The organism is Bacillus sp. MMSF_3328, from assembly GCF_030733525.1.
Lineage (GTDB): Bacteria > Bacillota > Bacilli > Bacillales > Cytobacillaceae > Bacillus_AB > Bacillus_AB infantis.
In genome coordinates this window covers 22117-34937 of sequence record NZ_JASHIV010000004.1, presented here as the reverse complement: position 1 = coordinate 34937, position 12821 = coordinate 22117, and the positions used below count along the sequence as shown (strand labels likewise).

At 46.6% G+C, this 12821-nt stretch carries 8 protein-coding genes and 1 pseudogene; 1 reads left to right on the top strand and 8 read right to left on the bottom strand.

Going from position 1 to position 12821, the window contains the following annotated elements:
- Nucleotides 1–266: 266 nt before the first annotated feature.
- A complete protein-coding gene (locus RBB45_RS08660) occupies nucleotides 267–725 on the top strand; it encodes an NUDIX domain-containing protein (protein WP_306009441.1) in 459 nt (152 codons plus the stop codon).
- Between the two features lie 73 nt (nucleotides 726–798).
- On the opposite strand, the gene RBB45_RS08655 is transcribed toward RBB45_RS08660, so the two are convergent.
- The 8 genes and pseudogenes from RBB45_RS08655 to ligA all read right to left on the bottom strand — a co-directional run bounded on the left by RBB45_RS08655 (nucleotide 799) and on the right by ligA (nucleotide 12775).
- A complete protein-coding gene (locus tag RBB45_RS08655) occupies nucleotides 799–1245 on the bottom strand; it encodes a YueI family protein (RefSeq protein ID WP_094769548.1) in 447 nt (148 codons plus the stop codon).
- Between the two features lie 132 nt (nucleotides 1246–1377).
- Complete coding sequence (gene aceA / locus RBB45_RS08650; protein WP_306009440.1) at nucleotides 1378–2661, bottom strand: isocitrate lyase; 1284 nt, start codon at nucleotides 2659–2661, stop codon at nucleotides 1378–1380.
- Nucleotides 2662–2815: 154 nt separating this feature from the next.
- Nucleotides 2816–4318: pseudogene (gene putP / locus RBB45_RS08645) on the bottom strand (sodium/proline symporter PutP).
- 358 nt (nucleotides 4319–4676) lie between these two features.
- A complete protein-coding gene (gene putP / locus RBB45_RS08640; protein WP_306009564.1) occupies nucleotides 4677–6140 on the bottom strand; it encodes a sodium/proline symporter PutP in 1464 nt (487 codons plus the stop codon).
- Nucleotides 6141–6695: 555 nt separating this feature from the next.
- Nucleotides 6696–8243 carry an L-glutamate gamma-semialdehyde dehydrogenase gene (pruA, locus tag RBB45_RS08635; RefSeq protein WP_009792546.1) on the bottom strand — a complete coding sequence of 516 codons (1548 nt, stop codon included), beginning with the start codon at nucleotides 8241–8243 and terminating at the stop codon, nucleotides 6696–6698.
- 112 nt (nucleotides 8244–8355) lie between these two features.
- Nucleotides 8356–9321: a nuclease-related domain-containing protein gene (locus RBB45_RS08630; RefSeq protein WP_306009439.1), complete on the bottom strand. Its 966-nt coding sequence runs from the start codon at nucleotides 9319–9321 to the stop codon at nucleotides 8356–8358.
- A 260-nt stretch (nucleotides 9322–9581) separates the two neighbouring features.
- On the bottom strand, nucleotides 9582–10754 hold the full coding sequence (locus tag RBB45_RS08625) for a CamS family sex pheromone protein (RefSeq protein ID WP_022543261.1): 1173 nt from the start codon (nucleotides 10752–10754) through the stop codon (nucleotides 9582–9584).
- A gap of 14 nt (nucleotides 10755–10768) precedes the next feature.
- Entirely contained in the window at nucleotides 10769–12775 is a 2007-nt protein-coding gene (gene ligA, locus RBB45_RS08620) for an NAD-dependent DNA ligase LigA (protein WP_009792549.1), read from the bottom strand.
- Between the last annotated feature and the right edge of the window lie 46 nt (nucleotides 12776–12821).

Below are 12821 nucleotides of genomic sequence, written 5' to 3'. Positions count from 1 at the left end.
AAAATAAAACAAAAGGGATAGCATTCATATGGGGTCTGTTCATTTCCGTTCCAGGCACTTCGCTTTCCGCGGGGCGACGCTGAGCCTCCTCACGCTGCGCGCTGCGGGGTCTCAGCATTGCCGCTGCTTTCCCACAGGAGTCTACGTGCCTTCCACTCCAATAAACAGAGGCTCCTGAACTTTTATTTACTCTTAACAAAAAAATAGAGTCTGAATGTCCCCATTCCATGAAAGACTCAAGGATGTATTCCCAAGGAGGATATAAAATGATCAGAACAGCTTCAAAAGCAATCATTATACAGAATGGCTGCCTGCTTGCCATCAAGATGCATGACAGCGGGGAGGATTTCTATGTCCTTCCGGGGGGCGGCCAGGAAAACGGTGAAAATCTGCATGCCAATCTGCAGCGCGAATGCCTGGAAGAAATCGGCGTACCTGTCGAGATCGGCAGCCTGCTGTTTGTTCGTGATTATATCGGCAGCAATCATGGCTATGAACCTCACGCAGGACAGCATCAAGTAGAATTCTTTTTTGCCTGCTGCATCCAGGACGGAGGCTCTCCGACATCAGGAAGCATCCCGGATAAAAATCAGGTTGGAATTGAATGGCTTCCCCTAAAAGAATTGGCAGACTGTCCCTTATTTCCTGCCCCCATCAGGGAACTGATCATCAGGCATGCAGATGGTGAAACAGGGCTGCCTGTTTATATGGGGGATGTCAATTGACTGAAGAAATAGTTTTGGAAAATACTTCTTAATTTTAACATAAAATGCTGAGGACCATCGGCCTCAGCATTCTTTAATTACCTTTGAAAAATTTCTTCAAAAAACCAGCCACTCCCTTTTTTGCCTTTTTCTCAGGAGCTTCCTTTCCAGCCTTGTCACTGCTGATATAAATCTCTTCCTTATCTATCGCATGATCATAAGCAAGGACAAGACCGATTTCCGTATTGTGCTCTTTGTTTGTAACAATGGTATATTCGACTCCGAATTTTGACGCGAGCTTAATATACTTGGACAGATAAGAGTAATTCATGTTCCCGTTTAAGTATAGATGGGCAGACGGGTTCTCCTTCAGCGCAGCTTCAACCTCACGGTGCGTCCCTTCCCTTCTGACTTGGGGCTGGGTGAGTGCAATCACAACCCGCTCCCTGATCGTTCCGAGGAATTTTCTTCGTTCATCCGGTTTTGTCTGCTTCTGCCCATACATTCCCTGCTTCACATAATCATCCACATTTTGGGGCATCTCCACACCTCCTCTAGTATGAGCCTACTATTATGTATGTAAATTTGTCTAAGATTGTGATGCTCCTCTTTTTACTATTCCTTTTCCCGGATAAAAAAAACCCTCCTTTGCCCAAGGAGGGAAATCAAAATGCTATTGGGACACCGTAAACTGATCTTCCTCAGTCGAACCCTTTAGCGCAGTTGTTGAGGATGTGCCTCCGGAAACAACCATGGAAACCTGGTCAAAATAGCCTGTGCCCACCTCGCGCTGATGGCGGGTGGCCGTATAGCCGAATTCCTCGCTGGCGAATTCTCTTTGCTGCAGCTCGGAATAGGCAGCCATCCCCCTGTCTTTATAGCCCCGTGCCAGTTCAAACATGCTGTGGTTCAAAGCATGGAATCCTGCCAGTGTGACAAATTGGAATTTATAGCCCATGCTGCCGAGCTCTTTTTGGAATTTCGCTATTGTTTCATCATCCAGCTTTTTCTTCCAGTTGAATGAAGGTGAGCAGTTGTAGGCAAGCAATTTTCCCGGGAACCTTTCATGGATGGCTTCTGCAAACCTTCTCGCCTCCTCCAGATCCGGTTCGGATGTCTCACACCAAATCAAATCCGCGTAAGGGGCATAGGCAAGCCCGCGGGCGATGGCCTGATCAAGCCCTGCCCTGGTCCGGAAAAAGCCTTCCGGTGTCCTCTCACCCATGATGAACGGGTGATCATATGGATCAACATCACTTGTGATCAAATCAGCCGCATTGGCATCTGTCCGTGCCACCAGCACAGTCGGGACATCCATTACATCTGCCGCCAGCCTGGCAGCGATCAGATTTTTTACAGCTGTCTGTGTCGGCTGGAGCACCTTTCCGCCAAGATGGCCGCATTTCTTTTCTGAGGAAAGCTGGTCTTCAAAATGGACACCAGCCGCTCCTGCCTCAATCATCCCTTTCATCAGCTCAAATACATTCAGCTGCCCCCCGAAGCCGGCTTCTGCATCGGCAACAATCGGGGCAAACCAGTCAATAGAATGGTCACCTTCGCTGTGTGTAATCTGATCAGCCCGCTGCAGCGCCTGATTGATCCGTTTGACCACCTGCGGAACACTGTTGGCAGGATAAAGGCTTTGATCAGGGTACATATGGCCTGAAAGATTGGCATCTGCCGCCACCTGCCATCCGCTCAAATAAATCGCCTTCAGACCCGCTTTTACCTGCTGGACCGCCTGATTGCCTGTCAGTGCTCCCAGTGCATTCACAAAATCTTCCTCATGAACCAGATTCCACAGCTTATCGGCGCCCCTTCTGGCCAATGTGTGTTCAATTTGAACCGTCCCTCGCAGCCTTAATACATCCTCCGCAGAATAAGGACGCTCAATTCCCTTCCACCGATCCTCCATTTCCCACTTCTCCTGAATTGCTGCAGCTGTGTTAGTAACCACTCCAACTCCTCCTTTATGTTATAATACAGATAATTATTTACATTTTGTATTATATAACAGCTGTCGGGAGATTGAAAAGAGTTTTTGTTAAATTTTCTGAAACTTTCCGCAAAAAAAAAAAGCTGATGAGAGATCTCATCAGCTTTTTTCCCGTTTATTCCCGATCGCTCTCTACTGCTTCTTCAAATTCTTCCCTGATCACCTTGTCCGGCTGATTGCCGATAAGGCTGAAGATTATAATGGCCAGAAGAGCGAGGAAGAAGCCAGGGACAATTTCATACAGCTCAAACGGGATGATTTCTTTATCAGTCAGCTGTTTCCAGACGACCACCGTGATGGCACCGGTAAGCATACCTGCAAGCGCGCCGTTGCGTGTCATCCGTTTCCAATACAGGGACAAAAGAACAACCGGACCGAATGCAGCGCCGAATCCGCCCCATGCATAGCTGACCAGATCGAGGATCGAAGCCCCTCCGTTTTTCGGATTGCCGGTATAAGCCAGAAGAATCGCAATCAATGCAATGACGATGACACCGATGCGCCCGACCCAGACAAGCTCTTTATCACTCGCATTTTTGCGGATGATGCCTTTATAAAAGTCCTCCGCCAAAGCACTCGATGATACAAGCAGCTGGGAATCAATCGTACTCATGATGGCTGACAGGATTGCAGCCAGCAGGATGCCTGATACCCATGGATTAAACAGGATATCGGCGAAGAAAATGAATACCTTTTCGCTATTATCCACGTCTCCCTGGATCAGGGGGTTTTCCGCAAATGACGGAATTCCTACAAGACCGACCAAAATGGCGCCGATAATGGAAATGGTCATCCAGGACATCCCATAAAAACGTGCTTTAGGAATTTCCTTTGTAGATCTGATGGCCATAAATCGGGTAATGATATGCGGCTGACCGAAATAGCCAAGCCCCCAAGCCATCAGAGAAACGATTCCCAGGCCTGACATCGTATCAATTGGATCCAGATAAGACGGATCGATGGACCGGACTGTATCAATCGTTTCTCCCCACCCGCCAAGCTTTGCGAAAGCCACAATCGGTACAATCACAAGTGCCAGGAACATCAGAAGGCCCTGGAAAAAGTCAGTCTAGCTGACAGCCAGGAAGCCGCCAAGGAAAGTATAGGAAATGATGACAATCGCCCCAATCAGCAGAGCTGTATTATACGTCATCCCAAAGGTCTCTTGGAAAAGCAGGGCTCCTCCTACCAGACCCGATGAAGCATAAAAGGTGAAAAAGATTAATATGACGAGAGCGGATATAACACGGAGAAGCCGTGATCCATCCTTAAAGCGGTTTTCGAAAAAGTCGGGGACTGTGATGGAGTCATTCGCAACCTCCGTATAGGCACGCAGCCTGGAAGCAACAAATTTCCAGTTGAGATAAGCACCAATAATTAAGCCTACACACATCCAAATAGAATCAAGTCCTGTTGCATATGCAAGGCCCGGAAGTCCAAGCAGCAGCCAGGAGCTCATATCAGAAGCACCAGCACTAAGGGCTGTCACTCCAGGCCCAAGGCTTCTACCTCCGAGAACATAGTCAGACAGATTGCTTGTCAGTTTATAAGAAATAAGTCCAATTGCAAGCATTCCAATTAAATACACAATAAAAGTAATTAACGTAGCCGTTTCCATTGTTTTAAAGCATTCTCCTTTCCATAACTAAGATATTTAAATACGAGCATCATTTTCTATGCAGTATTTCTGCAACCTTATGCAGGGATCATCATTTGAAAAAATACAGAAAGAAAACAATCCTCAATCCCGCCGTTTAACAGCCGTTTATAAGCGTAACACAGATATATAATCAGAACAGGGAGAAAATTCAGTTTTTCGTAATGCCATTTATATTTATTCACTAAATTTGCATATATAATTAAGAAAACGGTTATACACGAGTATCTATTCATCTAAATTTATAAAATTAAGTCATCATTTTCTCTGGAATATAAAAAAGCAGGCCATAAGCCTGCCATTCAATAGATGAATTTTTTCAATCAAAAGAGGATGCCTTTGCCTTTTCAAACTCCTCTTCAATTTCCTTATCCGGTGAAGAAGATGCCAGACTGAAAATAATAATGGCTGCAGTACATACCAGAAAGCCAGGAACAATTTCATATAAATCAAAGATGCCGCCCTTCAATTTTTCCCAAATGACAACAGTGGCAGCTCCGGAAATAAGCCCTGCGAGTGCCCCATTCCTTGTCATTCGCTTCCAGAAAAGCGACAGGATAATCACTGGACCGAATGCCGCGCCAAATCCGCCCCACGCATAGCTAACAAGATCAAGGACAGAGCTTTCCGGGTTCATGGCAAGAATGATGGCAATCAGGGCAATCACAATGACCGAGATCCTGCCGACCCATACAAGCTCCTTTTCTCCGGCTCCCTTCCTGAAGACTGCCTTATAGAAATCTTCGGCCACAGCACTTGAGGACACAAGCAGCTGGGAATCAATTGTACTCATAATCGCTGAAAGGATCGCAGCAAGAAGAATGCCAGAGATCCAAGGATTGAAAAGCAGAGAGCTAAAATCCATAAAGACGGTTTCCGAATCCTTTAACGGCGTATCCGCAAAATAAGCAATGCCTGCAAAACCAGTAAATATAGCACCAAACAGCCCTGCAATCATCCATACCATCCCGATCAGCCTTGCCATCGGCACATCCTTGGTTGATCTCAATGCCATAAAACGGGTGATGATATGAGGCTGTCCAAAGTAACCGAGGCCCCAGGCCATTGAAGATATGATCCCGATTGCAGTAGTGCCGGCAAAAACATCAAGGCCGTCCGGCTTAATGCTTCCCACCTTATCAACAGCCTCACTCCATCCGCCTACTTCGCTGATGGCCGCTATCGGGACAATGAGAAGGGCAATGAACATCAGGATTCCCTGCACAAAGTCAGTCCAGCTTACTGCGAGAAAGCCGCCAAGGAAAGTATAGGAAATGATGACAATGGCTCCGATCCACAAGGCTGCTTCATACTGCAGACCAAAGGAATTTTCAAACAGCTTGCCTCCTGCCACCATTCCTGATGAAGCATAAAAGGTAAAAAATAATAAAATAACAAATGCAGAAATCACCCTCAGCACTTTTGAATGGTCCCTGAAGCGATTCTCAAGATAATCAGGAATCGTAATGGAATTTCGTGAAACCTCTGTATAGGCCCTCAGCCTTCTTGCAACAAACTGCCAGTTCAAATAAGCGCCTGCAGATAGGCCGATGCAGATCCAGACAGCAGAAAATCCTGAAACATAGGCCGCGCCCGGCAATCCCAGGAGAAGCCAGCCGCTCATGTCAGAGGCCCCGGCGCTTAGCGCTGCTACACCCGGCCCCAGGCTCCTCCCGCCTAAAACATAATCAGACAGATTGCTGGTCATCCGGTAAAAAAACAGGCCAATTGCCAGCATCCCGGCCAAATAGACAATAAAAGTAACCAATGTAGCCGTAGACATCATCTTTCCATTCTCCTCTCCGTAAAATACGTAACGATAGAAAGCAAAATCAATGCCGGCATCGGCACAAACAGCCAGAAAATCGTTATCCCGCTCAAGCCCATCTCCCCTCACCTCCATTTTTTTAGTAAAAGCCTCTTCATCAAACGATTGATTAATTCCTGTTCCACCCTCCTACCAAGCGGCTTTAAGAGGGTAAAACTAATAAAATTATACACAATTAATTTAATAGTATAAATATTAAGATAAAAACATGACTATCCTACTAGAAGAGCGCATGCGCCTTGATCACCCTAAGGAACGCAGACTAAGAACGCCACGTCCTGCTGCAACGTCTGCATGACCCGCATCCTGGGGCCTCAAGTCGAACCTCCCGGAAAGGCGTTCTTTGCCTTCTTGGGAGGTTCGTCTTGTGACCTCGAGGGGGGAGTCGCTGGAGCTGGACGTTGATCAAGAAATACTAATCTTCAACAAGAATTACAATTTATAAATTCCTTAACAAGCACAAAAAGCCCGCATCCCATTTTGGGATGCGGGCATGTCCGGCAGTCCGGATTAGTACATTTCAGAAGTTGTCTTCGCCTGCATATGCAGAAGGATATAATCAGGTCCTCCAGCTTTTGAATCTGTACCAGACATGTTGAAACCGCCGAATGGCTGGTATCCAACGATTGCTCCTGTACAGCCGCGGTTGAAATACAGATTCCCGACATGGAAATCTTCGCGCGCTTTCTGGATGTTTTCACGGTTCGTAGTGATGACCGCACCTGTTAAGCCGTACTCTGTATTATTGGCAATTTCCAATGCATGGTCAAAGTCTTTAGCCTTTGTAAAGCCTACAACCGGACCAAAGATTTCTTCCTGCATCAAACGTGCATCAGGAGCAAGGTCAGCGAACACAGTCGGTTTGATGAAGTAGCCTTTAGAGCTGTCCCCTTCTCCGCCTGTCATCAGCTTGCCTTCTTCTTTGCCGATTTCAACATAGCTCATAATCTTGTCAAATGCATTCTGGTCGATAACAGGACCCATGAAATTGCTCTTGTCTTCCGGGTTGCCCTGTGTCAGATCATTTGTCAGCTCAACCACGCGGTTAAGCACTTGATCGTACACATCCTCTACCACCACTGCGCGTGAGCAGGCTGAGCATTTCTGACCGGAGAAACCGAATGCGGAAGCAACGATTGACTGTGCAGCAAGCTCAAGATCTGCCTCTTTGTCAACAACAATTGTATCTTTTCCGCCCATTTCCGCAATCACGCGCTTCAGCCAGATCTGGCCATCATTCAACTTAGAAGCACGTTCATTGATGCGCAGACCAACATCACGTGATCCTGTGAATGAAATAAAGCGAGTGTCCTTATGGTCAACCAGATAGTCGCCCACTTCTGCACCGCTTCCAGGTACAAAGTTCAGGACGCCCTTCGGAAGGCCTGCCTGTTCCATGACTTCAACGAATTTCGCTGCAACCACAGGAGTAGTTGAAGCCGGCTTCAGCAGTACAGTGTTTCCGGCAACAATCGCAGCCACAGTCGTACCAGCCATGATTGCAAGCGGGAAGTTCCAAGGTGAAATAACGATGCCCACGCCCAATGGAATATAATCATAGCGGTTATATTCATTCGGACGGCTGTTCACTGGCATGCCGTCTTTCACTTTCAGAGCTTGACGTGCATAGTACTCAAGGAAGTCAATTGCTTCCGCTGTATCTGCATCAGCCTCATTCCAAGGCTTGCCCGCTTCCTTTGTCAGCAAAGCAGAGAACTCATGCTTGCGGCGGCGGATAATCGCTGCTGCCTTAAAAAGCACATCAGCACGCGTCTCAGGCTTCACTTTTCTCCAAGTCTTAAAAGCTTCAACAGCGGCCTGCATTGCCTGCTCGGCATGCTCCTGCGTCGCCTTTGATACACGGCCGATCACTTCTTCTTTATTAGAAGGATTATAGGAAACTATTTTATCTTCAGTCGACACGCGCTCTCCGCCAATCAGCAGATCATAATCCTGGCCAAGATAGCCCTCAACAGTCTTTAATCCCTGCAGGTAGCCCTCGCGCTCTTCTTCAACAGAAAAATTAGTAAAAGGTTCATGCTTGTAAGGTTGTACCATTTATAACGCCTCCTATGTACTAAAACGTTTACATCCAGGTTCCATTTTAACATGACTTTCTATTTATCTCCAACATTCTGAGAAATGTTTATTTTTCCAAAAGTTCTTTCTTTCAGTGTGTTTTAATGTCAAGATGATATATCTTTCCTTTGTTGCTGCCAGAACTGGAAAAAGGGCGCAATAGTCTTGTAGCAAGCGGTTTTGAACTGAAAAGCAGGAAATCCCTGGCTTCACGGCTTGTGATAGACGATGAAATAAGGAGACTATAATCCTTTAATGCTGATAGATGAAGGTCGGGGTTTTTTATCCCACATGCTGGACACTGCCAATTGCCATGTGTCCTGTCCATAGGCATCCTTTTGCATAATGGACATTCTACCCCTTTGATCAATTCTCCTCTTGCCACTCCATATTGTTTCAGGATGTCGATAGTTCCGGGATTATCATTCTTTAATATTATTCCGGATAATTTTTCAAGCTCCTTTTGGCTTAAAGTATCTGTTTTATAATGTAAATCCAGTTGGATAAACTTAATCGGTATATAATCGCTTCGAAGTATTTTGCGGGAGATTAACTGGTTTTCGGGAGAAGTTTTAATGAGGGTATAGGGGCTGCTGATAACAACGAATGATTCTATTGGTATATCCGGAAACCCTTGAGACTTCAACCATTTTTTCATTAAAAATGTGTGTCTGCTTATTTGGGTAAGCGGATCCGGAAATGCTTCTTCTTTATCTTCCTGAGTGCGTATCAACTGGTGAAAATATTGATCAAAATATAGGGTTCCTGTTATATTCTTCACTTCCAATAAAACTATGAATTTACGCGATAGCAGCAGGGCATCCAGCTGAAAATTATGAATACCTGCCAATAATCGGATGTCATGAAATATATAATATTTCTTATCAGAAAGTAAGCTAAGCGGATAAGCCAGAGAAAGCTCACCTTTATAGCCAGCAGACTGCTTTGCAAGGTTTTCTTTTATTAGCTTGTATTTATGATGGGTAAATGGAGTTCTCTTATAAAGTGCCTGCAGTTTCTCCAAAGAAATTGGCATTTCTTTATTTTTTATAATCATAATAGCTCCCTTCTGTCTTAGTATCGTAAGAATACTCCACGCAAGCAAAAAATTCCTTTATTTTAGACTGTAAAAATGGAAGCTAATTCTAATAAGAGTGGTATCCTATCAAATTTGTGGATATATTATCGAAACTCCATTTATATTATCGAAATTGAGGATTTATTATCGATTTAACAAATATATTATCGAACAGGAGTTTTTACCGCTCCCGCCCCACAAAAAAAACAAGCAGCCCCCCAACCGGCTGCTTGTCTCTTCTACTGCTGATAAATATGCACAAATGGTTCCTGGTCTCCGGCTTTCCGGACGATGAGTGCTTCCGGGCCGTTGACGGAGGTGACGCTGACCTGGACGGATATATAGTCAGGGAAATGCTTCATGACGAGTCCGGTCACATATTGGGTAAAGCCTATGCCTTCTGCTTTCCCGTAGAATTGAATCGGGATTTCAATGTTCAGCTCCTGGAGCTGATCCTGAGCATAGAAGGCTTTCCCGATGACCCCGTTGAAGTTCGGGAAGTATTTTTCGACGTCCTGCTTGAAGTTAAGGAATGAGGTGACGTCTTCCCTGTGATCTTCGGTGGCTCCAGGGGATGGGAATAGCACATATTCTTCATCTACGTTTTCCCAGCCGCCTAGCTTGCTGCTTCCTTTGTCCGCCTGGGCATAGGCAAAGAAAGTGCCAGGCACGACTGATTTATTGCTTTCCTGCTCGAAAAGGGCGATGGTGATCGGTACATTTTTAAGCTCGTCCATGCTGCGGAGTCTGCTTAATACCTGATCGGCAATCTGCTTTCCTTCTTTTTCAAGGGTGGCATGATCGATTTTTTTCTCAAAAACGTCTCCATACTCCACTGTTCTGTAATAGTGTACAGAGTTCATGGCGAGACCGATGACGACTCCTCCGAGATAGGCTTTGCCATCTTCATTTTTCAGGAGGTAGTTATGCTCAAGGATATGGGCAAGGTAAATCGGGTTTCTTTCTTCCCTCGATTTGATGTCGCCTTTCTCATCATCCACCGGATTCAGGCCAAGATTGTCTTCTTCCTCGAGATTCTTTTCCTTCAGCTGCGCGGCCGTATATTTGCGGCTCAGCCATTTGCTGACCATATCTCTTTTCAGATACTGGCCTTCCTGGAAAAAGAACTTATCAGGATCGAATGAGTTTTGGGCCACTCTCATGAGGCCTGTCTCAAATTCATTCAGGTCATATCTCGTATTGATATTATTGACGACCAATCCGCGTGCTTCCCCGGGCTTAAAAGGCAGGATCGTACGATAGTACTGATCCGAGATCTTATAGTTTGGAATAATCGCATTTTCCTTTGAGTCATCCTGCTCCTGCACCACTTCCTCCTGCTTCTGGAAGTTAGGGGCGCAGCCTGTCAGCAAAAGGACAAGGGACAAGGCGATTATTGATGTTCTTCTCACTGCTTTTACACCTCTTAATTATTTAATTCTTCAACCAGCTGCTCCTCATTCCAAATATCAATTCCCAGGTCCTGGGCTTTCGCCAGCTTGGAGCCGGCATCCTCGCCTGCAATCAGGAGGTCCGTTTTCTTGCTGACGCTTCCGGAAACATTTCCGCCCAGTGCTTCGATCTTTTCTTTTGCTTCATTTCGGCTCAATATGGAAAGCTTGCCTGTCAACACGATCGTCTTTCCTGCAAAAAACGAGTCGGAGTCCTCTGCCGCAACCGGCTTCGGTCCTTTATATTCCATGTTGACGCCTGATTCTTTTAATTCGCGGATAAGCTCCTTCGCTTCTTCCTGCTCAAAGAATGCGACAATTGCGCCAGCCATTTTACCGCCGATTTCATTGATCGCCGTCAGATCATCTTCAGAGGCGGCCATCAGGTTATCCATGCTGCTGAAATGCTGGGCAAGCGTTTTGGCTGCCTTGGCGCCTACATGCCTGATTCCTAATCCAAACAGCAGCTTTTCAAGGGAGTTCTGCTTTGATGCCTCAATGGCCTGCACCAGATTATTGACTGATTTTTCGCCCATGCGCTCCATTCCGATCAAAGCTTCATGAGTGAGCTTATAAAGGTCAGCGACATCCTTGATCAGCTCTTTTGCAAACAGCTGGCTGACCACTTTTTCGCCAAGTCCGTCAATATTCATCGCATTCCGGGAGACAAAATGGATCAGCCCCTCACGGATCTGAGCCGGGCATTTCGGATTGATGCAGCGCAGGGCCACTTCACCCTCAAGGCGGACCAGCTCGCTTCCGCACTCCGGACAATGTGTCGGCATTATAAATTCTCGCTCTTCTCCTGTCCTCTGCTCAGCCAGCACATTGACAACCTCCGGGATGATATCTCCAGCTTTCTTGACGACGACCTTGTCACCGATCTTGATGTCTTTTTCACGGATCAGGTCTTCGTTATGAAGTGATGCACGCTGGACAGTTGTCCCGGCGACACGGACCGGTTCAAGCAGGGCTGTAGGAGTGACAACGCCGGTACGTCCGACGCTCAGCTCAATATCCCTTAAAGTGGTGACCACTTCTTCAGCAGGGAATTTATAAGCAATCGCCCAGCGCGGGCTTTTCGCTGTTGCACCCAGCTCTTCCTGAAGTGCAAGCGAGTCAACCTTGATGACGATTCCGTCTATATCGTAATCAAGGTTAGGCCGCTTCTCGGTCCAGCTGCTGACATATTCAATAACTTCTTCTATGCTGGCGCATTTTCTGCGCTCTTTGTTCGTCTTGAATCCGAGTGTTTCCAGATAATCCAGTCCGGCACTGTGGGATTCTACACCTGTATCGCCAGTGTTTGATATCCCGTATAAAAAGATATCAAGATTTCGGGAAGCGGCGATGCGGGGATCGAGCTGGCGAAGGGAGCCTGCAGCCGCATTGCGCGGATTTGCAAACGGCTCCTCGCCCCGCTCTTCTTTCCCTTTATTCAATGCTTCAAAGGAACGGCCAGGCATGAATGCTTCCCCGCGCACCTCGATGGATACAGGCTCTGAAAGGCGGAGGGGAATGGAGCGGATTGTCCGCAGGTTTACGGTGATATCCTCTCCGATCGTCCCGTCCCCCCTTGTCGCACCCTGGATGAACAGCCCATCCTCATATTTCAGGGCGACGGCCAGGCCATCAATTTTCAGCTCGCACACATAAGAAAGATTTTCTCCTGCAGTCTGCCGCACCCGGCGGTCAAAGCTGCGCAGATCTTCTTCGTTGAAGGCATTGCCAAGGCTCAGCATAGGTGTTTGGTGCTCGACCTTTTCGAACATATCGAGTATTTCGCCGCCGACCCGCTGGGTAGGGGAATCAGCGGTTTTCAGCTGAGGATGTTCATTTTCAAGCTCCATCAGCTCTTTCAGAAGCCGGTCATACTCAGAATCCGGCACTGACGGCTTATCAAGGACATAATATTCATAGCCATATTGATTCAGCAGATTATGCAGTTCTTTTACTCTTGCTTCGGCATTTTGAAGGTCCATATTTTCCAGCCCTTTCATTAGAAAAGCGCAAGCGCCTTGCTCCCTA